The organism is Pseudomonas sp. AC070 (assembly GCF_979258635.1).
The window spans coordinates 5,171,896-5,196,985 of record NZ_OZ409871.1 but is presented as its reverse complement, the minus strand read 5'-3'; the positions used below and the strand labels follow the sequence as shown (position 1 = coordinate 5,196,985).

The following is a 25,090-nucleotide window of genomic DNA, read 5'->3' as shown; positions in this document are numbered from 1 at the left end:
ATCCTCGCGAACGCGGGGATCCAGAATTGCCAGTCATGCGCGTAACGTGAAACCTGCCCCGCGCCCTCACTGCAAAGCCAACTCCCCAGGCGCAGTGTGCCTGTCATGACTGCTACCCTTTCGCCAAACCCTTGTACCGAGATGTAGATGCGCTGGCCCAATCGCTTGATGCTTTTTCCCTTTCTCGCCTGGCTGCCACTCCAGACCAGTCGCTCGCTTCGCCGCGACTTTCTCGTCGGCCTTAGCGGCGCCGTACTGGCCCTGCCTCAATCCATTGCCTACGCGCTGATCGCGGGGCTGCCTGCCGAATACGGTTTGTATGCGGCCGTGGTGCCAGTGGTTATCGCCTGTTTGTGGGGTTCGTCGTGGCACCTGATTTGTGGGCCGACGGCGGCGATTTCCGTGGTGCTGTTTACCAGCGTCAGCCCGCTCGCCGTGCCCGGCAGTGCCGACTATGTGGAGTTGGTGCTGCTGCTGACCTTTCTCGCCGGATTGTTCCAATGGTTGTTGGGGCTTTTGCGCTTCGGCTCGCTGGTGAATTTCGTCTCTCACTCGGTGGTGGTCGGCTTTAGCGCAGGCGCGGCGCTGGTGATCGCCCTCGGCCAGTTGCCCTATTTACTGGGCATCGATTTACCCAGCCGAGCCACCGGCTACGACAGCATCAAGCACCTGATTCAGCTGCTGCCAAACGCCAACCCTGCTTGCGTAGCAGTGGCGCTGGTGACATTGCTGAGCAGCCTGGCGGTACGCCGCTTTTGGCCCAGAGCCCCGGCGCTGTTGGTTGGCATCGCGTTGGGCAGTCTCGTCGTCGCCGCGCTGCCGACGTTCTTTGCCGGCGTGCCCCTAGTGCCGGCCTTCACCGGCTCGTTGCCGCCGTTCAGCCCGCTACGCCTGGACCCCGCAACCATAATCCGGCTGCTGCCTACCGCCGTGGCGTGCGGCATGCTCGGGCTGGTCACCAGCCTGTCGATCGCACGCACTCTGGCCAGTCGTTCTCAGCAAATGCTCAACGCCAACGGCGAGGTTCGCGCGCAGGGTCTGTCGAATATGGTCGGCGCGTGGTTCTCGGGTTATCTCTCGGCCGGCTCATTCACCCGCTCCGGGCTCAACCTGCAAGGCGGCGCCAGCTCGCCGCTGGCCGGCGTGTTTTCGGCGCTATGCGTGGCCGCATTCGCACTGTTTGGCGCGCGATTGATTGCCCACATTCCGCTGCCAAGCATGGCCGCCAGTATTTTGCTGATCTGCTGGGGTTTGATCGATTTCGCCGGCATTCGCGCGCTGTACCGGGTTAGCCGCTCGGAGTTCGTGGTGATGCTGCTGACCTTGGCCGCCACGCTGCTCATGGAGCTGCAAACGGCGATTTATGCCGGTGTTCTGGCGTCGCTGTTTTTCTACCTCAAGCGCACCTCGCAACCGCGTGTGCAGCAGTGGTTTGAAGGTGACGAGGAAATTTTGCGGGTGGAGGGCTCGATCTTCTTCGGCGCCTGCCATTTCCTGCAATTGCGCTTGCAACGCAGCAAGGGCCAGCGGGTGGTGATCGAGGCGCAGCAGATCAATTTCATCGACTACGCCGGCGTCACCATGCTCCACCAGGAAGCCCATCGCCTGCGGGCGCAGGGCCGGAGCCTGTGCCTGCGCCGGGCGAAGGCGCAGGTGGTCGAGGAACTGCTCAAGCTGGAAGGTGAAGCGAGCTGCCCCATTGAGTTCGAGCCGGCGGCTTAACCCAGCTGGCTGCGCAGTTCGGCTAGCACACTGGCGCTGTCCGGGCGAACGCCGCGCCAGAGGAAAAACGCTTCTGCTGCCTGCTCAACCAACATGCCCAAACCGTCCAGGGTGCGCGCGGCGCCGTGGTCGCTGGCCCACTGGTTGAAGGGCGTGAGGCCTTTGCCATACATCATGTCGTAGCACACGGTATGGCCCGGCTTGATCAGGCTTGGCGAGATGGGCGGCAACTCGCCGCCGAGGCTGGCGGACGTGCCGTTGATGATCACGTCCACCGGCACTTCCATCCAATCAAACCCGCACGCCGCCACAGGGCCAAGGTCAGCAAACGCCTTGGCCAGCGCCTCGGCTTTTTCCACGGTACGGTTGGCAATCACCACTGAATGCGGGTGCTCAGCCAACAGCGGCGCCAGCACACCGCGCGCGGCGCCGCCCGCTCCGAGCAACAAAATACGTTTGCCCTGAAGGGTCAGGCCGGCGTTTACCGTCAAGTCTCGAACCAGGCCGGCGCCGTCGGTGTTATCGCCAAGCAGGCCGCCGTCGTTCTGTTTGCTCAGGGTATTCACCGCCCCGGCGCGCTGCGCCCGAGACGTCAGGCTGTCGGCAAGCTGGTAGGCCTGCTCTTTGAACGGCACGGTGACATTGCCGCCGCGGCCGCTGGTGAAGAACTCGCGGGCAAAGGCGGTGAAGCCGTCCAGCGGCGCGAGCAGCGCTTCGTAACTGAGCGATTGGCCGGTTTGCTCTGCAAATAACCGGTGAATCTGCGGCGACTTGCTGTGGCCAATGGGATTGCCGAATACACCATAACGGTCCATCAGTTAGCGGCCTCGCCCAACCAGTCGCGGTCTTGCAGGAAGTAGTCGGTCAGGCGCGCTTCTTCGCTGCCCGGTTCTGGTTTCCAGTCGTAGCCCCACTGCACGTGCGGGGGCAGCGACATCAGAATCGACTCGGTGCGCCCGCCTGATTGCAGGCCGAACAGCGTGCCACGGTCATACACCAGGTTGAATTCCACATAGCGGCCGCGGCGAAATGCCTGGAATTCCCGTTGTTCAGCGGTGAAGGCGGTGTGTTTGCGCCGTTGCACGATGGGCAGGTAGGCGTCGATGTAGGCATCGCCAATGGCGCGGATAAAGGCGAAACAGGTGTCGAAGTCCCACTCATTTAGGTCATCGAAAAACAGACCGCCAATGCCACGGGGTTCGTTGCGGTGTTTGATATGGAAGTAGGTGTCGCACCAGGCTTTATAGCGCGGGTACACGTCGGCGCCGAAGGGCGCGCAAGCCTGTTCGGCAACGCGGTGCCAGTGCTGGCAGTCTTCGTCGTTGCCGTAGTAGGGCGTCAGGTCGAAACCGCCGCCGAACCACCACACCGCTTCTTCGCCTTCTTTCTCGGCAATGAAAAACCGCACGTTGGCGTGGGATGTCGGCACATGGGGGTTCGTCGGGTGCATCACCAGCGACACGCCCATGGCTTCAAAGCCTCGGCCGGCCAGCTCGGGACGGTGGGCGCTGGCAGATGGTGGCAGACCGGTGCCGAACACATGGGAGAAATTCACGCCGCCTTTTTCCAGCAACGCGCCGTTGGCAATCACACGCGTACGACCGCCACCGCCCGCCGGGCGCTCCCACGCATCTTCAGCGAACGTGGCGCCACCGTCTTCGGCTTCCAGGGCGGCACAAATACGGTCTTGCAGGTCGAGCAGATAGGCCTTCACGGCTGCGCTACGTTCACTCACAACATCACCTTCCACACGCAAAATTAAATCGGTTTGGCGCCCAGAGGCCGCAGCGGGCGGGGCTCATAGCCCGGACAGGGGCGCAAGCATACCACCGCCATCGGCGGATTCGCTGTTGACGGCCATCCGCGCGGGGCGTTGGATAGAGCCCTTTCGTTCGCGCAGCCACAGGAGTGTTCCATGCCCAAGCGTATTCAATTCGCCAGCCACGGCGGGCCCGACGTGCTCGAGTACCTCGACTACCAACCCGCCGCGCTGGACGACAACGACGTGCGCGTGGCCAACCAGGCCATCGGCCTCAACTTTATCGACACCTACTACCGCAGCGGCCTGTACAGCCCGGCGTCGTTGCCCTCGGGCCTGGGCGGCGAAGGGGCCGGGGTGGTTGATGCCGTGGGCAAGGCGGTGACCAACGTCAAGGTCGGCGACCGCGTGGCTTATGGCACCGGGCCGCTGGGCGCCTACAGCGAGTTGCATGTGCTGCCCGCCGCGCACGTAGTGAAACTACCCGACAGCATCAGCTTCGAGCTGGCCGCCAGCGTCATGCTCAAAGGCCTGACCGTGCAGTATTTGTTGCGCCAGACCTACGAGCTTAAAGGCGGCGAAACCATTTTGTTCCACGCGGCAGCGGGTGGCGTGGGCAGCATCGCCTGCCAATGGGCGAAGGCCTTGGGCGTCAAGCTGATCGGCACCGTTGGCTCCGCCGCCAAAGCCGAGCGGGCCAAAGCGTTGGGCGCCTGGGCGACCATCGATTACAGCCATGAAGACGTGGCCGCCCGCGTGCTGGAACTCACCGACGGCATGAAATGCCCGGTGGTGTACGACTCCATCGGTAAAGACACCTGGGACGTTTCGCTGAACTGCGTGGCGCCCCGCGGTTTGCTGGTGAGCTTTGGCAATTCGTCCGGCCCGGTCAGCGGTGTGAACCTGGGCGTGCTGGCGCAGAAGGGCTCGCTGTACGTCACACGTCCGACCCTGGGCAGCTACGCCGACTCACCGACCAGCCTGCAAGCCATGGCGGATGAACTGTTCGCCATGCTCGCCAGCGGCCAGATCACGGTGGACATCAACCAGCGCTTCGCCTTGAAAGATGCTGCCCAGGCGCACATTGCGTTGTCTGGCCGGCAAACGAGCGGGTCGACCGTGTTACTGCCGTAAGGCTTAGCTGGCCCGCAGCACGTTGCCGGTGGCCAGGTCGCGAATCACGCTGGGGTTTTTGCGCCCACCGAGCGACCCGGTTACCACGGCATCGAGCTGATCGGGGAAGTACTGCTGAATGCGCAGGCTGTTGCGCGCCGGAAGCTTGCCCGCCGGGTTGGCCGAGGTCGATACCAGCGGGCCGACCATGGCGCAGAGGTCGCGCACCAGTGGATGGTCCGACACGCGCAAGGCCACGGTCTCGTGAACGCCAGTAATCCAGGCGGGTAGCAAATTCTGGTGCGGCACGAGCCAGGTGTTCGGGCCGGGCCAGGTGCTGGCCAGACGGTCTAGCCACAATTCGGGGAAGTCTTCGAGCAGGAAGTCGAACTGGTGAATGGTGTCGGCCACCAGAATCAGGCCCTTCTCCACCGGGCGCTGCTTGAGCGCCAACAGACGCTCGACGGCTTGCGCGTTCCACGGGTCGCAACCCAGGCCCCACACCGCTTCGGTGGGGTAGGCGATGACGCCGCCATTGCGCACTACACGTGCAGCCTGTTTCACACGCCAACTGCTGATCATGGCCAACCCTCGCTGTATTTCGAACTGCGCGCAGTGTACCCAACCGCCGTCTAACGGCCCACCCAGACGCCGCCCTCGCTGGCGACCTTGCCTTCAAGCTCCAGGTCCGTGAGCGCCGCCAGCACGCGCGGCAACGGCCAGCCGCTGGCCACGGCAAGCGTTTCACTGCTTTGCGGCGCAGCGTGGAGCAATTTCAGAATAGGGTCTTTAACCGCTGCGGGTTTGCGCCTCGCTTTCGGCGCGGGTGCCACGTTCTGCCAGCCACGCAGGCCTTCAAGAATGTGTTCGACCGACTCCACCAGCGCCGCGCCATCACGAATCAACTGATGGCAGCCACGCGCGCCCGGGTGGTGAATGGAGCCGGGAATGGCGTACACCTCGCGGCCTTGTTCCAGCGCCAGGCGCGCGGTGATCAACGAGCCGCTGGAAGGACTCGCCTCGACCACCAGCACGCCAAGCGACAGGCCGCTGATCAGCCGGTTGCGCAACGGGAAGTTCGCGGGAATGGGCGGGCTGTCGAGCGGCAGTTCCGATACCAGCGCGCCTTCGCGGGCAATGTCGGCGGCTAGGTTTTTGTGCCTGGGCGGATACAACTGGTTGAGCCCGGTGCCGAGCACCGCCACCGTTTTGCCCGCCACTGCCAATGCGCCCTGGTGGGCGGCGCCATCAATGCCCAAGGCCATGCCGCTGGTAATCACAAAGCCACCGCCGGCCAGACTGCGCGCGAAGGCGTTGGCGGTGTCCATGCCTGGCTTGGAGGCCCGTCGACTGCCGACGATGGCCAGTTGCGGTTGCTGCAGCAGGTCGGTGTCGCCGGCCACAAACAGCAGCGGCGGCGCATCTGGCAGCTCGGCGAGCAGGGCGGGGTAGTCGGGGTTGTCCCACATCATCAGGTGCTGGTTGGCGTGCTCGAGCCATTCGAGGGTGGCGGTTACGCGTTGGCGAACCGTTTCGTCGCGCCGCGCTTCGGCGCAGGTGTCGGGCAGCTTTAGCGCGCGCCAGGCAGAGGCCGGCGCGCTGAGGGCCGATGAGGCGTTGCCAAAGGCATTGATAAGGGTGCGAAAGCGTTTGCCGCCTAGGCCTGGCAGGCAGTGCAGGCGGATTCGGGCTTCGAGTTCGGCGGGCGAGGTGGCGTGTGACATGCGGATCATCCTTGATCGAAAAAGGTGTTAATTACGGGTCGTTTCCTACAAGACCCCAAAAACAAAAACCCCCGCTTTCGCGGGGGTTTTGAGTGTTACGGATTTCGTACCTTGTCCATCGTTTCGAGCTGCCTCGTGGCTTGTAGCACCAGGCCGTAGCTGAGCTTGTCGTAGGTGTGGAACACCATCAACAGACCGGCGCGCTCGTCGGGGATTTTCACCTGTTCGCCGGTAACACGGTCGCGCACGGTTTCACCGGTTTTGTACACGGCCAACACGTTGCCTTCGACCAAACCGTCGCGCTTGCCCTTGTTCAGGGTAACGACGTCGAACTGGCCAATCTGCGACACGCCACGTGGAACATCGAGAATCAGACCGCGAATCTCGTTGGTCGGCGCGCTTGGCATAAAGGTGGAGTTGACCGGACGCTCTTCGGTGGGGAACAGGCGGTCACCGTTACGCACTTCCTGAGTGGTGCGGCTCAGGGTCAGCGTGGCAACGCCGTCTTCCTCAGCAATCACCTGGCCGGCACCGACGTCGTCGGCGTTGATGCCGAGGAATTCCTTGGTGTCGGGATCGGTATAGGTGCGGCCTTGGCGGAAGATGCCGTAAACCGGGTGCTGTTCATCAAAGGTGCCGCGCGCATAAACGCGATCGCCCGCGCCGCTGACCACGCGCTCAGCCGTACCGGCAACCACGTAGTTGGCTTTGGTGAAATCTTCGTCGCTGTTCACGATGCGGTTTTTCAGCAGGAAGCTGTTGATAGCTTCCAGCGGAATGGTCGGGATCGCTTGCGCCATCGGCGTGCTGCGAACTTGCGGCGACAGCTTGATGGTGCCACGCGACGCGCCACGGTTAAGGGTCAGACGCGGCTGGCCGTCAACGTACGTTAGGCTCAGTTGATCGCCTGGATAGATCAGATGGGGGTTTTCAACTTGTGGGTTAGCGTGCCAAATTTCTGGCCACTTCCACGGTTCACTGAGGAACTTCCCGGAAATATCCCAGAGGGTATCGCCCTTGACCACGGTGTAGCGGTCCGGATGACCTTCCTTGAGCTGCACTTCGGCCTGAGCCAAGCCAGAGGCGGCTAGGAGTAGCAGGGCGAGTAGTGATTTCCTCATGCGGTGAATCCCTTTATTATGTGTCTTCACGTAGAACGCCCAAGGGCTGCTCCGAAACCCTCGGAAGCCGCGGCCTGAAGCCGTTTTTCAAAGCTGCTCAGCATATTAGCAGCGGATTTTGACTTTATTCCACAAGTGCATCACACAACGCATATGGCAATCCTAAACATCCTCGAGTTTCCCGACCCGCGCCTGCGTACCATCGCCAAGCCCGTAGACGTGGTTGACGACGCCCTGCGTCAGTTGATCGACGACATGTTTGAGACCATGTACGACGCGCCGGGTATTGGTTTGGCCGCCACGCAGGTCAACGTGCATAAACGCGTGGTGGTCATGGACCTCAGCGAAGAGAAAAACGAGCCGCGGGTTTTCATCAATCCCGAGTTCGAATCGCTGACCGAAGAAATGGACCAATACCAAGAGGGCTGCCTCTCGGTGCCCGGTTTCTACGAAAACGTCGACCGCCCGCAGAAGGTCAAAATCAAAGCGCTGGACCGCGATGGTGAGCCCTTTGAACTGATCGCTGAGGGCCTGCTCGCCGTGTGCATTCAACACGAGTGCGACCACCTCAACGGCAAGCTCTTCGTTGATTACCTGTCTACGCTCAAGCGCGACCGGATCAAGAAGAAGCTGGAAAAGCAGCACCGCCAGCAGGCTTGAAACGCCGATCAAAGGCTTGCTCCGGCAAGCCTTTTTCTTTTCCACGTTTTGAAGTGAGCCCCCATGAGCCAAGCACTGCGCCTCGTCTTCGCCGGCACGCCCGAATTCGCCGCCGAACACCTCAAAGCCCTGCTCGCCAGCCAGCACGAGATTGTGGCGGTTTACACCCAGCCGGATCGGCCGGCCGGCCGTGGCCAGAAGCTCATGCCCAGCCCGGTCAAGCAGTTGGCCCTGGAACACAATATTCCTGTGATGCAGCCGCCAACGCTGCGCGACGCCGCCGCCCAAGCCGAGTTGGCCGCGCTGAATGCTGACCTGATGGTGGTGGTCGCCTATGGCCTGATCCTGCCGCAAGTGGTGCTCGATACGCCGCGCCTGGGTTGCATTAATAGTCACGCCTCGCTGCTGCCGCGCTGGCGCGGTGCCGCGCCGATCCAGCGCGCCGTGCAAGCCGGCGACGCGGAAAGCGGCGTGACTGTTATGCAGATGGAAGCAGGCCTGGATACAGGCCCCATGCTGCTCAAAGTAACCACCGCCATCAGCGCCGACGACACTGGCGGCAGCCTGCACGACCGCCTCGCTGAGCTGGGCCCACCCGCGGTATTGGAGGCGATTGCCGGTCTGGCTGCCGGAACCTTACAGGGCGAAGTTCAGAACAATGAACTGGCCACCTACGCCCACAAGCTCAACAAAGATGAAGCCCGTCTGGACTGGAGTCGCCCCGCCGACGAATTGGAACGTCTGGTGCGCGCCTTCAATCCTTGGCCGATCTGCCACAGCACACTTAACGGCGAAACGCTGAAAGTGCTAGCCGCACAGCCGGTCGAAGGCCACGGCGCGCCCGGAGAAATCCTTCACGCCAGCCGCGACGGTTTAGTCGTTGCTTGCGGTACCGACGCACTTCGACTGACCCGCCTGCAATTGCCGGGCGGCAAAGCGCTGAATTTCTCCGACCTGTTTAACAGCCGTCGCGAGCAATTTGCCTCGGGTTCCGTGCTGGGGGCGGGCGCATGAATCCGCGTCTGGCGGCAGCCAATGCGCTGGCCACCGTGCTGTCTGGCAAAGCGTCACTGAACAGCTCGTTGCCTAAGCAATTGGACAAGGTGGAGTTACGCGATAAAGGCCTGACTCAAGACTTAGCCTTTGGCACCGCCCGCTGGCAGCCGCGTCTCAGCGCACTGGCTGAGCGCCTGCTGGAAAAGCCGTTCAAATCGGCCGACCGCGATGTGGAAGCGCTGTTGCTGGTCGGTCTGTATCAACTGCTCTACACGCGCATCCCCGCGCACGCCGCTATCGGCGAAACCGTTGGCGCCGCCGAAAAACTGAAAAAACCCTGGGCCAAAGGCTTGCTCAATGCCGTGCTGCGTCGCGCCCAGCGCGAATACGAGGCGCTGCTGCCGGAGCTTGACCACGACCCCATGGCGCGAACCGCCCACCCGCGTTGGCTACAAAAAGCCTTGAAGGCGTTTTGGCCCGAGCAGTGGGAAGCGATCTGCGCGGCCAACAATGCCCATCCGCCCTTAATCCTGCGGGTAAACCGCCGACTCGGCAGCCGCGATGACTATCTCGGCGAGCTTAAACGCGTGGGCTTCGAAGCCAGCGCCTGTTCGTTCAGCCGCGACGGCGTGGTGTTGGCCGAGGCGTGCGACGTCACCACGTTGCCGGGCTTCGCTGAAGGCCGCGTCAGCGTGCAAGACGAAGCCGCGCAATTGGCGGCCGATTTGCTCGACCTGGCGCCCGACCAGCGCGTGCTCGATGCGTGCTGCGCGCCGGGCGGCAAAACCTGTCACCTGCTGGAAGCCGAGCCTGCCTTGGCCGGCGTGGTGGCGATTGATCTGGAAGCCAAGCGCCTGGTGCGCGTGAAAGAAAACCTCGCGCGCCTTGGCCTGAGTGCAGAATTGATAGCCGCCGACGCGCGGCAGACCGACGCCTGGTGGGACGGCAAACCGTTCCAGCGCATCTTGCTCGACGCGCCGTGCTCGGCCACCGGCGTTATCCGCCGCCATCCCGACATCAAGCTGACCCGCCAAGCCGACGACATTCCCGCGCTCGCCGCGCTGCAAGGCGAACTGCTCGATGCCTTGTGGCCCACGCTTGAAGTGGGCGGTGTACTCGTCTACGCCACCTGCTCGACATTGCCCACAGAGAATACCGAAGTGGTCGGTGCCTTTTTGGCGCGCACACCCGGCGCTCGGGAGCTCGACATTGCCGGGCAGCTCGGTAACCCGCCACCCGGGTTGAAGCAGCCCCACGGCCGCCAACTGCTCGCGCAAGAGGGCGGTCACGACGGCTTCTATTACGCCAAACTCATTAAGATCGCTGCCGCGCCACGGGCCTAGCCCTGCCTGTGCAGGCGCGGCGCAGGTCTGCTATTTTCGAGGCCGTTTTCGCTTGGCTATCTGCCGCTTTAGGAACGCACACGGATGAAGATCATTATTCTCGGCGCCGGTCAGGTAGGCGGCACGCTGGCTGAACACCTGGCCAGCGAACACAACGACATCACCGTGATCGACACCGACGGCGACCGCCTGCGCGACCTGGGCGACCGTCTGGATATCCGCACCATTCAAGGCAAAGGTTCGTTCCCCACCGTGCTGCGCCAGGCCGGTGCCGACGATGCCGACATGCTAGTGGCCGTGACCAACAGCGACGAAGTGAATATGGTCGCCTGCCAGGTGGCGTACACGCTGTTCCACACCCCGACCAAGATCGCCCGCGTGCGCGAAGCGGCATATCTGACGCGCTCCGGCCTGTTCGATAACGACGCCATTCCCGTCGACGTATTGATCAGTCCCGAGCAGGTGGTCACCAACTACATCAAACGCTTGATCGAGCACCCAGGTGCCCTGCAAGTCATCGACTTCGCCGGGGGCAAAGCGCAACTGGTGGCCGTGAAGGCGTATTACGGCGGACCGCTGGTGGGCCAGCAATTGCGCCAATTGCGCGAGCACATGCCCAACGTCGACACCCGCGTGGCCGCCATTTTCCGGCGTGACCGGCCGATTCTGCCGCGCGGCGATACCGTGATCGAAGCGGATGACGAAGTGTTCTTCATTGCCGCCAAGGCTCACATCCGCGCGGTCATGAGCGAAATGCGGCGGCTGGAAGACAACAACAAACGTATCGTGATCGCTGGCGGCGGCCACATTGGCGAACGCCTGGCCGAGGCGATTGAAAGCCGCTACCAAGTCAAAATCATCGAGATGAACCCGGCGCGCTGCCGGTATCTGTCCGAGACGCTGGACAGCACAATCGTGCTGCAGGGCAGCGCCTCGGACCGCGACCTATTAGTGGAAGAAAACATCAGCGACGCCGACATCTTCCTGTCGCTGACCAACGATGACGAAGCCAACATCATGTCTTCGCTGTTGGCCAAGCGCCTGGGCGCACGCAAGGTGATGACGCTGATTAACAACCCGGCGTACGTCGATCTGGTGCAGGGCGGCGAGATTGATATCGCCATCAGCCCGCAGCTCGCCACCATCGGTACCTTGTTGGCGCACGTGCGCCGTGGCGATATCGTCAGCGTGCATTCGTTGCGCCGCGGTGCAGCGGAGGCCATCGAGGCCATTGCCCATGGCGATTCGAAATCCAGCAAGGTGATCGGCAAGGCCATTCGCGATATCGCCTTACCGCCGGGCACCACGATTGGCGCTCTGGTGCGCGACGAGGAAGTGCTGATCGCCCACGACGCGACGGTGATCGAGTCGGGCGATCACGTGATTCTGTTTTTGGTGGACAAGAAATATATTCGCGACGTCGAGCGGCTGTTCCAGGTTGGCCTGACGTTCTTCTGATTGCTCGACTGCCAATAAGCCGAGGCGCCTGTGCTCGAATCTCTGGAAAAAATGCTCGGCAAAGGCATCGACAATGCCTTGCTGCGCTTTGGTCTCGGTAAGGGTTATCTGGACCTCAACGACAATGCCAAGGCAGCCGAGCACCTGCAACGCTGCGTAGAATTCGACCCGAAGTATTCGGCGGCGTGGAAGCTGTTGGGCAAAGCCCAGTCGGGCTTGGGCGACGCGGCGGCAGCGCGTGCGGCGTGGGAGCACGGCATTGCCGCCGCGCAGGCGCACGGCGATAAGCAGGCAGAAAAGGAAATGACCGTGTTCGTGCGAAAACTGGATAAGGCGCAAGGTTCGGAATAAACGGCCCTAGGTCTCAGTCTTCGCGAATAAACCGCAGCCCCACTCCATCGCCATTCACACGCATCACTTCCATCTGCAACACGGGCGCTTCGATGGGCAGGTCTTGCACCTGCCCGGTGACGACGTCGCCGAGCACAAGGTGGGTGAGTTCGTCATGTTTAACGAATACGCCGCCATCTGAAAGATCGCGGGTTTGGGCGAGCAGCTCACCGAAGCTCGGGTGGCTGATTTTGATCCGGCACTTCAGTGAGGTGCGTGGCGATTGTCGCTGGTTGGACATAGGGCCCGGCTTCCTGGTCAACGGTCCCTGTTAATAACGCAAATTGCTGCGCTCGCCTAGTGTGGCGAGCGCTTCGCAGCGCTCAATTGGCCGGTTAGTACCAGCGCTCTTCGCCTTCGGGGCGTTTCTTGAAGCGCTTCATCGTCCACATGTACTGGCTTGGGTAAGCGCGCACATAACGCTCGACCACCTGACTCATAGCAGCGACCGCCTCGCGGGTGTCTTCGCTGTACATGCCTTCGGGTGCGGCTTCGAGAATCACTTTGTAGCCCGACCCGTCGTCCAGGCGCAGCGCATGCAGGAACACGCCGACCGCCTTACCGCCGGCGAGCATGCCGGGAACGAATTTGCTGGTGAGCGCTTCGATTGCGCAAAATGGCACGAACAAGCCAGCGGACAAACTCGGCTCGGGGTCGGCAGGAATGCCCACCGCGCCGCCTCTGCGAACTTCTTTGATGACGCTGAGAATGCCTTCTTTGGTCGACGGCGCCACGCGGTTGCCCAGCTGCACGCGCTGCTTGCGCAGCAAATCGTCGACCGCTTTGAGCTTCGGCGGACGGTAGAAAATGATGGGTTTGCACTGGTTGCAATAGAAGTGATTGAGCACTTCCCAGTTGCCGAGGTGACTGGTGATGCCCACCACGCCTTTGCCCGACGCCAGCGCCGCCTCAAGCACGTGCAAGCCTTCAACTTCACGCACCAGTTTCAGCGATTTTTCCGCCGGCCAAACCCACGCGCAGGCACTTTCGGTCAGGGTTTTGCCAATGTCCATCAGCGCTTTGCGTAGCAAGCGGTCATGGGCAGCGGCGTCCAGCTCGGGAAAACACTTGCGTAGATTGATATCGGCAACAGCGCGCGAGCGGGTGGGGAAGCGCCACATGCACCAGCCGATCAGGTTGCCCAAGGCCTGCACCGCACGCCAAGGCAACAAGGCGAACAGGCGCAGAAACCCCACGATCAACGCACCTTTGAACTTCTCCACCATGTACTCCACGAATTCGAACAGGCGCGCATTGTAACCACCTTGAGCCGCTTCGGTTATGGCCCGGCAATTCCACAACCTGTAGGAGCCAGCTTGCTGGCGAACCCTGCAAGCCCTGCAAACCGCGGAGCCCTGCGTTACACGGTTCGCCAGCAAGCTGGCTCCTACGGATGGGGTGCGGTGAGTTCGGCGTAGCGGTCGCAATCTTTGGTGTGGTCCATGACCATGCCGGTGGCCTGCATAAAGGCGTAGCAGATGGTGGGCCCAACAAAGGTAAAGCCGGCTTTCTTCAGCGCCTTGCTCATGGCCTCGGCTTCCGGCGTTACGGCGGGCACATGGCTGCGGCCAGGGAAGTGGTTGACCTTGGGCACGCCGCCGACAAATGACCACAGCAGCCCAACCGGATCGGGCAACCGCAACCAGGCCGCCGCGTTTTGCCGTGCAGCTTTGAGTTTGAGGCGATTGCGGATGATGCCGGGGTCTTGCATCAGCGTTTCTATTTCTTCATCGCTCAGTTGCGCGAGGCGCTGGGGATCGAAACCAAACAGCACCTGGCGATAGCGTTCGCGCTTCTTTAATACGGTGATCCACGACAGCCCCGCCTGAAAGCCTTCGAGCAGCAACATCTCGAACAGCTGCTGCGCATTGCGTTGCGGTACCCCCCATTCCTGGTCGTGGTAGGTGATGTAAAGAGGGTCTTCATTGCACCAGAAGCAGCGTGGCATAGGGCTCCTAGGGGAGGGCAAGGGTGGTTTGTAGGGTGAATCGGGTATACTCCCGCCCTTTCTGTCGCCCTCAGTACAGGTGAAATTAGTGAGCCAGCCTACGCCTGCCGTGCGCACCTTCCAAGACTTGATCCTTGCCCTGCAACAGTATTGGGCCGAGCAAGGTTGTGTGGTGCTTCAGCCTTACGATATGGAAGTCGGCGCCGGCACCTTCCACACCGCCACGTTTCTGCGCGCCGTCGGCCCGGAAACCTGGAACGCCGCCTACGTGCAACCCAGCCGCCGTCCCGGTGATGGCCGCTACGGCGAAAACCCCAACCGCTTGCAGCACTACTACCAGTTTCAGGTAGTGCTCAAACCCAACCCGGACAACTTCCAGGAGCTGTACCTCGGCTCGCTCAAACGCATCGGCCTCGACCCGCTGGTGCACGACATTCGTTTCGTTGAAGACAACTGGGAATCGCCGACCCTCGGCGCCTGGGGTCTGGGCTGGGAAATCTGGCTCAACGGCATGGAAGTCACCCAGTTCACCTACTTCCAGCAAGTAGGCGGCATTGAGTGCTACCCCGTTACCGGCGAGATTACCTACGGTCTCGAGCGCCTGGCCATGTACCTGCAGGGTGTGGACTCGGTCTACGACCTGGTGTGGACCGACGGCCCATTCGGCAAGGTTACCTACGGCGATGTGTTCCATCAGAACGAGGTGGAGCAGTCCACCTACAACTTCGAACACGCCAACGTCGACAAACTGTTCGAGCTGTTCGATTTCTATGAAAGCGAAGCCAACCGCCTGATCGAGTTGCAGCTGCCGCTGCCGACCTACGAAATGGTGCTCAAGGCCTCGCACACCTTCAACCTGCTCGACGCCCGCCGCGCGATTTCGGTGACTGCCCGTCAGCAATACATCCTTCGTGTGCGGGCATTGGCCCGCTCGGTAGCGCAGAGCTACCTGCAAGCGCGTGCCCGTCTCGGCTTCCCGATGGCGGCGCCCGATCTGCGCGATGAAGTATTGGCCAAGCTGGAGGCAGCAGAATGAGTGCACGTGATTTTCTGGTTGAACTGGGCACCGAAGAGCTGCCACCCAAAGCCCTGAAAACCCTCGGTGACGCCTTTCTGGCCGGCATCGAGAAAGGTCTGAAAAGTGCGGGCCTGAGCTACAGCCGCAGCCGCGTGTATGCCGCGCCGCGTCGTCTGGCCGTGATCATTGATCAACTGGCCGAGCAGCAGCCGGACCGCAGCGTCAATCTGGACGGCCCGCCCGTTCAGGCCGCCTTCGACGCTGACGGCAACCCCACTCAGGCTGCCCTTGGTTTCGCAAAAAAATGCGGCGTGGATATTTCCGCCATTGATCGCAGCGGCCCGAAATTGAAATTCAGCCAAAGCATTCCTGGCCAACCCGCCGTGGGCCTGCTGGCCGGCATCGTTAGCGCCTCGCTGAATGACCTGCCGATTCCCAAACGTATGCGTTGGGGTGCGCGCAAAGAAGAGTTCGTACGGCCAACCCAATGGCTCGTCATGCTGTTTGGTGACGACGTGGTGGACTGCGAAATCCTGGCGCAAAAGGCTGGGCGCGAATCGCGCGGTCACCGCTTCCATCACCCCGAAAGCGTGCGCATCAGCTCGCCGGCCGGTTACCTGGAAGACTTGCGCAGCGCGTACGTGCTGGCTGACTTCGCCGAGCGCCGCAGCCTGATCAGCAAGCGCGTCGATACGCTGGCCGCTGAGCAGCAGGGCACCGCCATCGTGCCGCCGGCGTTGCTTGACGAAGTAACCGCGTTGGTGGAATGGCCCGTGCCGCTGGTTTGCTCGTTTGAAGAGCGCTTCCTGGCCGTGCCGCAAGAAGCCTTGATCACCACCATGCAGGACAACCAGAAGTACTTCTGCCTGCTGGACGCCAATGGCCTCTTGCTGCCGCGCTTTATCACCGTGGCCAACGTCGAAAGCAAAGACCCGGCACAGATCATCTCCGGCAACGAGAAAGTGGTTCGCCCACGCCTGACCGACGCCGAGTTCTTCTTCAAGCAAGACAAAAAGCAGAAGCTCGACACCTTCAACGCGCGCCTCGCCAATGTCGTGTTCCAGGCGCAGCTGGGTTCGGTGTTCGACAAGGCCGAACGCGTATCCCTGCTGGCTGCATTTATTGCCGCACGCATTGGTGGCGACAGCCGCTGGGCTGCCCGCGCGGGCCTGCTGAGCAAATGCGACCTGGCCACGGAAATGGTCGGTGAATTCCCGGAAATGCAGGGTATCGCTGGCTACTACTACGCGCTGAATGACGGCGAGCCGCAGGACGTTGCCCTGGCGCTGAACGAGCAGTACATGCCGCGCGGTGCCGGCGCCGAGTTGCCGACCACGCTGACCGGCGCGGCAGTGGCCATCGCCGACAAGCTCGATACACTCGTCGGCATTTTCGGCATCGGCATGTTGCCCACCGGCAGCAAAGACCCCTATGCCTTGCGTCGTGCCGCGCTGGGTATTTTGCGCATCCTGATCGAGAAGAAACTCGACCTCGATCTGGTCGCCACCATCGGCTTCGCCATCGAGCAATTCGGTACGAAGGTGAAACCAGCCGGCCTCGCCGCTCAGGTGCAAGACTTCATCTTCGATCGTCTGCGCGCCCGTTATGAAGACGAAGGCGTGGAAGTGGCGGTGTACCAGGCCGTGCGTGCGGTGGCGCCGGTGTCGCCGCTGGACTTCGACCAGCGCGTACAAGCGGTGCAGGCCTTCCGCAAACTGCCGGAAGCCGAAGCCTTGGCCGCGGCCAACAAGCGCGTGTCCAACCTGTTGAGCAAGGCCGAGGGCAACGTCGCGGCGGGCATCGAAGCGCACTACTTCGATTCTCCCAGCGAGTTCTCGCTGTATGCCGCGATTCAGCAAGCGGACCACGCCGTGCAACCGCTGGCCCAGGCCCGTTTGTACAGCGAGGCGCTGGCACAATTGGCGGCGCTGCGTGACCCGGTGGACGCGTTTTTTGCGGCCGTTATGGTCAACGCCGAAGACCCGTCGGTACGTGCCAACCGCTACGCCCTGTTGGCCAAACTGCGCAGCCTGTTCTTGGGCGTCGCCGACATCTCGCTGCTGGGGTAAACCGTGAAGTTGCTGATACTCGACCGCGATGGGGTGATCAATCACGACTCCGACGCCTACATCAAAACGCTGGAGGAGTGGATTCCGCTCCCCGGCGCCGTCGAGGCCATCGCACAACTGAGCATGGCCGGCTGGACGGTGGCAGTGGCCACTAACCAGTCTGGCCTGGCGCGCGGTTATTACTCAGAAGCGGTGCTCGATTCCATGCATGCGCGGTTGCGTGAGCTGGTGGCCGAGCAGGGCGGTGAACTGGGGCTGGTGGTGCACTGTCCACATGGGCCGCACGACGGTTGTGATTGCCGCAAGCCCAAACCCGGCATGCTTCGAACTATCGCTGCGCATTACCACACAGATCTTGCAGGCGTGTGGTTTGTCGGCGACAGTCGAGGTGACCTGGACGCCGCGCTGGCCGTCGATTGTCAGCCTGTTCTGGTGAAGACCGGCAAAGGCGAAAGAACCTTGGGCAGCGAGCTGCCGAAAGGGACGTTGATATTTGACGATTTGGCGGCGGTTGCCGCGCAGTTACTCCACACCCAATAGGCGGGGATTGCCCGCGACGGATAACGCTAAATGTCGATCGTGCTGGCCATCAGAATCTTCCTCTTCTATATCCTCCTCGGCGGCAGCGCCTTGCTCTGGTGCACCCTGAGTTTCTTCGTCGCCCCGTTCCAATCGTTTGAAGCCCGCTACCGCTTTATCAACGTTAACTGGTGCCGCTTCGCCGTGAAGCTCACCGAAGTGATGCTTGGCATTCGCTATGAGGTACACGGCGCCGAGAACGTGCCTACGCAGCCCTGCGTGATCCTCTCCAAACACCAAAGCACCTGGGAAACCTTTTTCCTCTCGTGCTACTTCGCGCCGCTGAGCCAGGTGCTCAAACGCGAGCTGCTGTACGTCCCGTTTTTTGGCTGGGCCATGGCCATGCTTAAGCCCATCGCCATTGACCGTAACAACCCGAAAGCTGCACTCAAAGAGTTGGCCAAGCAGGGCCATGAGCGCTTGCAGCAGAATATTTGGGTGCTGATTTTCCCGGAAGGCACGCGCGTTCCGGCGGGTCAGATCGGCAAGTTCTCCCGTGGCGGTGCCGCGTTGGCCGTCAACGCGAACCTGCCGGTGCTGCCCATTGCCCACAACGCCGGCGAGTTTTGGCCGAAACAGGGCTGGGGCAAAAAGGCCGGAACGATTCAGGTAGTGATCGGCCCGGTGATGCACGCCGAAGGCACCGGGCCGCGCGCCATTGCCGCGCTGAATGATCGCTCCTTCGCCTGGGTGGAGCAGGCGCAACGGGATATGGGCGCGCTGTATGGCGACCACCCGGTGACCGAGACGCCGGTACAGCTCTAATTTGATTCGCTTCAGTTAAAACCCCGGCCACCGCGCCGGGGTTTTTGCATTTACGGACCCGCCACAAACACGGCCCGCCGGATAAGTTTCCACTCGCTGCGCGCGCTGTAACGCGACGTTAATCAAGCATCCCTACTCTCGGTTTGCTTGAATTTTCTCGTCGGTCCAGCGCCGCTGGCAGTAGTCGCGAGAAGCACATTCTCTTTTGCCCATCTGCATAAGGATTCTTCAGATGACTACCGCCTTACCGCTGGCTTTGTCCCTCGCCGTTTCCGCTGCCTTGCTGTCGTTCTCTGGCGTCAGCGCCGCCCATGACCATGACGAAAAAGAAAAAGTCAGCAAGAGCCTCTACAACCGTGAGGCCCGTGGCGACATTACCGAGTACGCCGGCGCTCGCCGCGTGGGCCGCGACCTGACTGATTCGATCAAAGCTTCGCTGTCCGACCGCAAAGCCAAAAACGTGATTCTGCTGATTGGCGACGGGATGGGCGACTCGGAAATCACCCTGGCGCGTAACTACGCCGAAGGCGCAGGTGGCTACTTCAAAGGCATCGACGCGCTGCCGCTGACCGGCCAGTACACCCACTACGCCTTGCACAAAGACACCGGCAAGCCGGACTACGTGACCGACTCGGCGGCCTCGGCCACCGCCTGGTCCACCGGGGTGAAGACCTACAACGGCGCCCTGGGTGTCGACATCCACGAGAAACCACACCAAACCATTCTGGAGCTGGCAAAACTGCGCGGCATGGCCACCGGCAACGTGTCCACCGCCGAACTGCAAGACGCCACCCCAGCCGCGTTGTTTTCCCACGTGACCGGCCGCAAGTGCTACGGCCCGGTGGCGACCTCGGTTCAATGCCCTAGCAACGCGCTGGAGAAGGGCGGTGCGGGCTCCATCACCGAGCAGTTGCTGAACGTGCGCCCAGACATCACCTTGGGTGGTGGCGCCACGACCTTCGCTGAAGTGGCCAAGGCGGGCAAATGGTCCGGCAAAACCCTGCGCGACCAAGCCGCTGCCCGTGGCTTCGTGCTGGTTAGCAATGCCGCTGAACTGAAGAAAATTCGCGTGGCTAACCAGAAGCAGCCAGTGATTGGTTTGTTCTCGCCAGGCAATATGCCAACCCGTTGGATCGGCCCAACCGCCACCTACCACGGCAACCTGACCCAAGCGCCAGTGACCTGCCAACCGAACGCCGCGCGTACCGCCAGCACCCCGACGCTGGCTGAAATGACGGTTAAAGCCATCGACTTGCTCAAAGACAACCGCAACGGTTTCTTCCTGCAGGTGGAAGGTGCGTCCATCGACAAACAAGACCACGCCGCCAACCCGTGCGGTCAGATCGGCGAAACCGTCGACCTCGATGAAGCGGTTCAGATGGCTCTGGCATTCGCCAAAGCCGATGGCAACACCTTGGTTATCGTGACCGCCGACCATGCGCATTCCAGCCAGATCGTGGCACTGGAAACCTCGGCACCGGGCTTGACCCAAGCGCTGAACACCAAAGACGGCGCGGTAATGGCTGTCAGCTACGGCAACTCGGAAGGCTCGTCGCAGGAACACACCGGCACACAACTGCGCGTTGCCGCCTACGGTCCGCACGCCGCAAACGTGACCGGCCTGACAGACCAGACCGACTTATACTTCACCATGCGCAACGCGCTGGGCTTGAAGTAACGCCCACGTTTAAACCACCAGGGAAGGCCGTTTAACGCTCGTAAAACAAAAACCCCAGCGATCTGCTGGGGTTTTTGTTTGCGGGGCGTAAAACCGGGCTTAGAAATCCAGGTTGGACACCGCCAAGGCGTTGGCTTCGATGAACTCGCGGCGCGGTTCCACTTCGTCACCCATCAGGGTGTTGAAGATCTGGTCGGCGCTGATGGCGTCTTCGATGGTTACCTTGAGCATGCGGCGCGCATCCGGGTCCATTGTGGTTTCCCACAGTTGGTCCGGGTTCATTTCGCCCAGCCCTTTATAGCGCTGGATGCTATGGCGCTTGGTGCTTTCGGTAAGGAGCCAATTGAGCGCTTCTTTGAAGGTGGTGACCGGCTTTTTACGTTCGCCACGTTTCACGTAGGCGCCTTCTTCCAACAAGCTGTTCAACTGCTCGCCCAGCGAGGTAACGGTTTTGTAGTCGTTACTGGCGAAGAAGTCGCGGTTGAAGGTGACGAAGTTGGAAACGCCATGGGAGATCAGTTCGACCTCTGGCAGCCAGAGGTGACGTTCCTGGTCTTCGCGCAGGTTGGTTTTGTAAACCAGACCCGATTTTTCCATGGTGCGCAGACGCTCGTTGAGCTTCTCGAGCCAGGCTTGCATGCCCGCCTGGCTGCCTAGATCGTCCAGGCTCACGGCCGGAAGATAAACGAAATGCTCGGTAAGCTCCTGCGGGTAAATACGCGACAGGCGCTTGAGCGTCTTCATCACCATGCGGTAGTTGTTAACCAAACGCTCCAGCGGCTCGCCGCCGATACCTGGGTCGTTCTCGTTAACGTGCAAGCTGGCATCTTCGAGGGCCGACTGGGTCATGTATTCCTCCATGGCCTCGTCGTCCTTGATGTACTGCTCTTGCTTGCCTTTCTTCACCTTGTACAGCGGTGGCTGAGCGATATAGATGTAGCCGCGCTCGACCAACTCCGGCAATTGACGGAAGAAAAAGGTCAGCAGCAGCGTACGGATGTGCGAGCCGTCGACGTCGGCGTCCGTCATGATGATGATGTTGTGGTAGCGCAGTTTGTCGATGTTGTATTCCTCACGACCGATACCGCACCCGAGGGCGGTGATCAGCGTGCCGACTTCCTGCGACGAAATCATGCGGTCAAAACGCGCACGTTCCACGTTCAGGATCTTGCCTTTGAGGGGCAAAATCGCTTGAGTCTTGCGGTTACGTCCCTGCTTGGCGGAGCCGCCAGCAGAGTCCCCTTCCACTAGGTACAGTTCGGAAAGGGCAGGGTCTTTCTCTTGGCAGTCCGCCAACTTGCCGGGCAGGCCGGCGATGTCCAACGCGCCTTTGCGACGGGTCATTTCCCGCGCCTTACGGGCGGCTTCACGGGCGCGCGCGGCGTCGATCATTTTGCCGACCACGGCTTTGGCTTCGTTGGGGTTTTCCAGCAGGAAGTCGGAGAAGTACTTGCCCATTTCCTGCTCGACCGCGGTTTTCACTTCGGAGGAAACGAGCTTGTCTTTGGTCTGCGAGCTGAATTTCGGATCCGGCACTTTTACCGAAATGATCGCTGTCAGGCCTTCGCGGGCATCGTCACCGGTGGTGGCGATTTTGTGCTTCTTGGCTAAGCCCTCCTGCTCGATATAAGCATTCAGGTTACGCGTCAATGCCGAGCGGAAACCGGCAAGGTGGGTACCACCGTCGCGCTGCGGAATGTTGTTGGTGAAGCACAGCAGGTTTTCGTTAAAGCTGTCGTTCCACTGCAACGCCACTTCCACACCGACGCCATCGTCACGCTGAACGTTGAAATGGAACACCTGGTTGACCGGAGTTTTGTTGGTATTCAAGTACTCAACAAACGCGCGCAGACCACCCTCGTACTTGAACAACTCTTCCTTGCCACTGCGCTCGTCCTTGAGAACGATGCCGACACCAGAGTTCAGAAACGACAATTCGCGCAGACGCTTGGCGAGAATGTCCCAGCTGAAGTGGATGTTTTGGAAGGTTTCAGCCGACGGCTTGAAGTGAATCTCGGTACCGGTTTTATCGGTGTCGCCCACGGTGCGCATGGGTGCCTGTGGCACGCCGTGCACGTAGGTTTGCTCCCATACTTTGCCGCTACGGCGAACGGTCAACAGCAGCAGCTCGGAGAGGGCGTTTACAACGGAAACACCCACGCCGTGCAGGCCCCCGGAAACCTTGTACGAGTTGTCGTCGAACTTACCGCCAGCGTGCAGCACCGTCATGATGACTTCGGCCGCCGATACGCCTTCTTCTTTATGCACGTCCACCGGAATGCCACGGCCGTTGTCGCGAACGGTGATGGATTCGTCTGGGTGGATGATGATGCTGATGTCGTCGCAATGCCCGGCGAGTGCTTCGTCGATGGAGTTGTCGACCACCTCAAAAACCATATGGTGCAGGCCGCTGCCGTCATCGGTGTCGCCGATGTACATACCGGGCCGCTTGCGTACGGCGTCCAAGCCTTTCAGCACTTTAATGCTGGACGAATCGTACGTTTGATTTTCGCTCATGCCTTCACTCCCGATGGTCGTGGGTCTGGGTGATACGGCCATGTTCCACGTGGAACATGGCGACTGGCGTATCCGTGCGCCAGCTACCCCGCAACAATTCATGGTCTACACAGGTGATAAATACCTGGCAGTTCAAATCTTCTAATAAACGGCACAACGCGTTTCGGTGCTGCTCGTCCAACTCAGACGGCAAGTCATCCACCAGGTAAATACATTGGCCGCGTCGTGCCTGACTAACTAAGTGCCCTTGGGCAATGCGCAAGGCACACACCACTAACTTCTGTTGGCCTCGCGACAGAATTTCAGCCGCGTTGTGAGCGCCTAAGCGCAAACGTAAGTCGGCTCGCTGGGGTCCCGCCTGGGTGTGGCCGAGTTGCTGGTCGCGCTGCAGCGTGGAGCTGAGCACCGTTTGCAGATCCCGGTCTTTGTCCCAACCTCGGTAATAGCTGAGTGTCAGTCCTTCAAGCTCTACAAGCTCTACAAGCACTTCCTCGAATACCGGCTTCAAAGCCTGGATGTAGTTGCGTCGATAGCTATCAATTTCGTCGCCTGCGAGACACAGCTCGCGGTCCCAGGCCGCCTGCGAAGCGGCGTCAAGTGTACCATGCCGCAGCCACGAGTTTCGCTGCCGGAGGGCCTTCTGGAGCCTCTGCCACGCGGGCATAAAGCGAGGTTCCACGTGGAACACTCCCCAATCCAAAAACTGACGACGTATTTTCGGAGCGCCCTCAAGCAAACGAAAACTGTCCGGGTTGATAAGTTGCAACGGCAACGCTTCAGCAAGCTGAGCCGCGCTGCGTGCATTCTGGCCATCAATCCGAATTTGGAATTCACCCTGGCGATCACGTGAAACACCGAGGTTGCTGGAACCGCCTTCGGCCAAATCGACTTGGCCAAACACCGTGTACGCTTCCTGTTCGTACTGAATAACGGGCAGCAGACGAGCGCTGCGAAATGAGCGCGCCAAACCAAGCAAGTGGATAGCTTCGAGCAGGCTGGTTTTACCGCTGCCGTTTGCGCCGGAAAGGATGTTAATGCGGGGGGAGGGGGAGAGAGTCACCGGGTGCAGGTTGCGCACCGCGGTGACTGTAACGCGGCTGAGGGACATCTAGATTCGATTCAGGTCAGAGGCGCATCGGCATAACAACGTAAGCCGAATCGTCGTTGTCCGATTCCTGAACCAGCGCGCTGCTGTTTGAATCCGACAGAATCAAACGAACCTGTTCAGTGGTCATCACGCCCAATACGTCGAGCAAATAGCTGACGTTAAAGCCGATTTCCAGCGAACCGCCGTTGTAATCAACGGCCACTTCTTCTTCCGCTTCTTCCTGCTCCGGGTTGTTCGCCTGGATTTTCAACAGGCCGTTAGCCAGTTGCAGACGAATACCACGGTACTTCTCGTTGGACAGAATGGCCGTACGGCTAAACGCTTCACGCAGCGCTTGGCGGTCACCCAGTACCAGTTTGTCGCCGCCCTTGGGCAGAACGCGTTCGTAGTCAGGGAATTTGCCGTCTACCAGCTTGGAGGTGAAGGTGAACTCGCCGGTGGTGGCGCGGATGTGGTGCTGGCCCAGCACGATATCGACAGTGCCGTCTTGCTCGGTGAGCAGACGCGCCAGCTCGAGGATGCCTTTGCGCGGCACGATCACTTGATGACGGTCAGCCTGTTCGATACCGGCTTCCATCGAGCACATCGCCAGACGGTGGCCATCGGTAGCCACGGCGCGCAACACACCGGTTTGCACTTCGATCAACATGCCGTTCAGGTAGTAACGCACGTCTTGCTGAGCCATGGCGAAACTGGTGCGTTCAATCAGGCGACGCAGCTTGCTTTGAATAAGCGTGAAGGTGAACGAGCCCGGGCCTTCTTCCACCGTCGGGAAGTCATTAGCGGGCAGGGTGGAAAGCGTGAAGCGGCTACGACCGGCCTTGACCACCAGCTTGGTTTCGTCGACGCGGATATCGATCAACGCATCGTTCGGCAGGCTTTTGCAGATATCCATCAGCTTGCGCGCTGGAACGGTGATCTCGCCCGATTCTGCCGGCTCTTCCAAGGTCACACGGCCGACCAGCTCAACCTCAAGATCCGTACCGGTCAGCGACAGCTGCTGGCCTTCAACAACCAGCAACACGTTAGACAGCACCGGCAGTGTCTGCCGGCGTTCAACCACGCCAGCGACCAGTTGCAACGGTTTCAACAGAGCTTCGCGTTGAATAGTGAAATGCATGG

General features: G+C 61.0%; 23 protein-coding genes. 12 read left to right on the top strand and 11 right to left on the bottom strand.

The window, feature by feature from the left end:
* Window positions 1-147: 147 nt before the first annotated feature.
* Window positions 148-1,722: a SulP family inorganic anion transporter gene (locus ACZZ0Q_RS23375; RefSeq protein WP_463560968.1), complete on the top strand. Its 1,575-nt coding sequence runs from the start codon at window positions 148-150 to the stop codon at window positions 1,720-1,722.
* Here ACZZ0Q_RS23375 and aroE read toward each other — a convergent pair.
* Window positions 1,719-2,537, bottom strand: a complete 819-nt coding sequence (gene aroE, locus ACZZ0Q_RS23370; RefSeq protein WP_463540590.1) for a shikimate dehydrogenase — start codon at window positions 2,535-2,537, stop codon at window positions 1,719-1,721. The genes ACZZ0Q_RS23375 and aroE overlap by 4 nt on opposite strands.
* Window positions 2,537-3,457, bottom strand: coding sequence for an oxygen-dependent coproporphyrinogen oxidase (hemF, locus tag ACZZ0Q_RS23365; protein WP_122492259.1), 921 nt, complete (start codon window positions 3,455-3,457; stop codon window positions 2,537-2,539). The genes aroE and hemF overlap by 1 nt, the downstream gene beginning before the upstream one ends.
* Before the next feature lie 180 nt (window positions 3,458-3,637).
* On the opposite strand from hemF, the gene ACZZ0Q_RS23360 reads away from it, so the two are divergent.
* Window positions 3,638-4,615 carry an NADPH:quinone reductase gene (locus ACZZ0Q_RS23360; RefSeq protein ID WP_463540591.1) on the top strand — a complete coding sequence of 326 codons (978 nt, stop codon included), beginning with the start codon at window positions 3,638-3,640 and terminating at the stop codon, window positions 4,613-4,615.
* A 3-nt stretch (window positions 4,616-4,618) separates the two neighbouring features.
* On the opposite strand, the gene tsaC is transcribed toward ACZZ0Q_RS23360, so the two are convergent.
* The 3 genes from tsaC to ACZZ0Q_RS23345 all read right to left on the bottom strand — a co-directional run bounded on the left by tsaC (window position 4,619) and on the right by ACZZ0Q_RS23345 (window position 7,439).
* The gene (gene tsaC / locus ACZZ0Q_RS23355; RefSeq protein WP_122492261.1) at window positions 4,619-5,176 is read right to left on the bottom strand and encodes an L-threonylcarbamoyladenylate synthase type 1 TsaC; all 558 of its coding nucleotides are present in this window, start codon (window positions 5,174-5,176) and stop codon (window positions 4,619-4,621) included.
* Between the two features lie 50 nt (window positions 5,177-5,226).
* The gene (gene dprA, locus ACZZ0Q_RS23350; protein WP_463540592.1) at window positions 5,227-6,318 is read right to left on the bottom strand and encodes a DNA-processing protein DprA; all 1,092 of its coding nucleotides are present in this window, start codon (window positions 6,316-6,318) and stop codon (window positions 5,227-5,229) included.
* 95 nt (window positions 6,319-6,413) lie between these two features.
* A complete protein-coding gene (locus tag ACZZ0Q_RS23345; RefSeq protein WP_463540593.1) occupies window positions 6,414-7,439 on the bottom strand; it encodes a LysM peptidoglycan-binding domain-containing protein in 1,026 nt (341 codons plus the stop codon).
* Window positions 7,440-7,592: 153 nt separating this feature from the next.
* Here ACZZ0Q_RS23345 and def point away from each other — a divergent pair, with 153 nt between their 5' ends.
* The 5 genes from def to ACZZ0Q_RS23320 all read left to right on the top strand — a co-directional run bounded on the left by def (window position 7,593) and on the right by ACZZ0Q_RS23320 (window position 12,247).
* Window positions 7,593-8,099, top strand: coding sequence for a peptide deformylase (gene def / locus ACZZ0Q_RS23340; RefSeq protein WP_463540594.1), 507 nt, complete (start codon window positions 7,593-7,595; stop codon window positions 8,097-8,099).
* A 63-nt stretch (window positions 8,100-8,162) separates the two neighbouring features.
* The gene (gene fmt, locus ACZZ0Q_RS23335; protein ID WP_463540595.1) at window positions 8,163-9,113 is read left to right on the top strand and encodes a methionyl-tRNA formyltransferase; all 951 of its coding nucleotides are present in this window, start codon (window positions 8,163-8,165) and stop codon (window positions 9,111-9,113) included.
* A complete protein-coding gene (rsmB, locus tag ACZZ0Q_RS23330; protein WP_463540596.1) occupies window positions 9,110-10,438 on the top strand; it encodes a 16S rRNA (cytosine(967)-C(5))-methyltransferase RsmB in 1,329 nt (442 codons plus the stop codon). The genes fmt and rsmB overlap by 4 nt, the downstream gene beginning before the upstream one ends.
* 84 nt (window positions 10,439-10,522) lie before the next feature.
* Window positions 10,523-11,896 (top strand): Trk system potassium transporter TrkA, encoded by a 1,374-nt coding sequence (trkA, locus tag ACZZ0Q_RS23325; protein ID WP_122492267.1) that lies wholly within the window; start codon window positions 10,523-10,525, stop codon window positions 11,894-11,896.
* Window positions 11,897-11,926: 30 nt separating this feature from the next.
* The gene (locus tag ACZZ0Q_RS23320; RefSeq protein WP_463540597.1) at window positions 11,927-12,247 is read left to right on the top strand and encodes a hypothetical protein; all 321 of its coding nucleotides are present in this window, start codon (window positions 11,927-11,929) and stop codon (window positions 12,245-12,247) included.
* Between the two features lie 13 nt (window positions 12,248-12,260).
* On the opposite strand, the gene ACZZ0Q_RS23315 is transcribed toward ACZZ0Q_RS23320, so the two are convergent.
* From ACZZ0Q_RS23315 to ACZZ0Q_RS23305, 3 genes are all read right to left on the bottom strand, one after another.
* Window positions 12,261-12,527, bottom strand: coding sequence for a PilZ domain-containing protein (locus ACZZ0Q_RS23315; protein ID WP_463540598.1), 267 nt, complete (start codon window positions 12,525-12,527; stop codon window positions 12,261-12,263).
* 94 nt (window positions 12,528-12,621) lie between these two features.
* Window positions 12,622-13,509, bottom strand: a complete 888-nt coding sequence (locus tag ACZZ0Q_RS23310) for a lysophospholipid acyltransferase (RefSeq protein ID WP_463540599.1) — start codon at window positions 13,507-13,509, stop codon at window positions 12,622-12,624.
* Window positions 13,510-13,673: 164 nt separating this feature from the next.
* Window positions 13,674-14,234: a DNA-3-methyladenine glycosylase I gene (locus ACZZ0Q_RS23305; RefSeq protein ID WP_463540600.1), complete on the bottom strand. Its 561-nt coding sequence runs from the start codon at window positions 14,232-14,234 to the stop codon at window positions 13,674-13,676.
* A gap of 88 nt (window positions 14,235-14,322) precedes the next feature.
* Here ACZZ0Q_RS23305 and glyQ point away from each other — a divergent pair, with 88 nt between their 5' ends.
* From glyQ to phoA, 5 genes are all read left to right on the top strand, one after another.
* On the top strand, window positions 14,323-15,270 hold the full coding sequence (gene glyQ / locus ACZZ0Q_RS23300; RefSeq protein WP_108095231.1) for a glycine--tRNA ligase subunit alpha: 948 nt from the start codon (window positions 14,323-14,325) through the stop codon (window positions 15,268-15,270).
* The gene (gene glyS / locus ACZZ0Q_RS23295; protein ID WP_463540601.1) at window positions 15,267-17,321 is read left to right on the top strand and encodes a glycine--tRNA ligase subunit beta; all 2,055 of its coding nucleotides are present in this window, start codon (window positions 15,267-15,269) and stop codon (window positions 17,319-17,321) included. Before glyQ ends, glyS begins: the two co-directional genes overlap by 4 nt.
* A gap of 3 nt (window positions 17,322-17,324) precedes the next feature.
* On the top strand, window positions 17,325-17,861 hold the full coding sequence (gene gmhB / locus ACZZ0Q_RS23290) for a D-glycero-beta-D-manno-heptose 1,7-bisphosphate 7-phosphatase (protein WP_463540602.1): 537 nt from the start codon (window positions 17,325-17,327) through the stop codon (window positions 17,859-17,861).
* Between the two features lie 30 nt (window positions 17,862-17,891).
* The gene (locus ACZZ0Q_RS23285; RefSeq protein ID WP_463540603.1) at window positions 17,892-18,665 is read left to right on the top strand and encodes a lysophospholipid acyltransferase family protein; all 774 of its coding nucleotides are present in this window, start codon (window positions 17,892-17,894) and stop codon (window positions 18,663-18,665) included.
* A gap of 232 nt (window positions 18,666-18,897) precedes the next feature.
* Window positions 18,898-20,343 carry an alkaline phosphatase gene (gene phoA, locus ACZZ0Q_RS23280; RefSeq protein ID WP_463540604.1) on the top strand — a complete coding sequence of 482 codons (1,446 nt, stop codon included), beginning with the start codon at window positions 18,898-18,900 and terminating at the stop codon, window positions 20,341-20,343.
* A gap of 99 nt (window positions 20,344-20,442) precedes the next feature.
* Here phoA and gyrB read toward each other — a convergent pair whose 3' ends face one another.
* From gyrB to dnaN, 3 genes are read right to left on the bottom strand one after another with little or no spacing between them, the layout of a single operon-like run.
* Window positions 20,443-22,860, bottom strand: a complete 2,418-nt coding sequence (gene gyrB, locus ACZZ0Q_RS23275) for a DNA topoisomerase (ATP-hydrolyzing) subunit B (RefSeq protein ID WP_463540605.1) — start codon at window positions 22,858-22,860, stop codon at window positions 20,443-20,445.
* Between the two features lie 4 nt (window positions 22,861-22,864).
* The gene (gene recF / locus ACZZ0Q_RS23270) at window positions 22,865-23,968 is read right to left on the bottom strand and encodes a DNA replication/repair protein RecF (protein ID WP_463560966.1); all 1,104 of its coding nucleotides are present in this window, start codon (window positions 23,966-23,968) and stop codon (window positions 22,865-22,867) included.
* 16 nt (window positions 23,969-23,984) lie between these two features.
* Window positions 23,985-25,088 carry a DNA polymerase III subunit beta gene (dnaN, locus tag ACZZ0Q_RS23265; RefSeq protein ID WP_463540606.1) on the bottom strand — a complete coding sequence of 368 codons (1,104 nt, stop codon included), beginning with the start codon at window positions 25,086-25,088 and terminating at the stop codon, window positions 23,985-23,987.
* Window positions 25,089-25,090 lie beyond the last annotated feature (2 nt).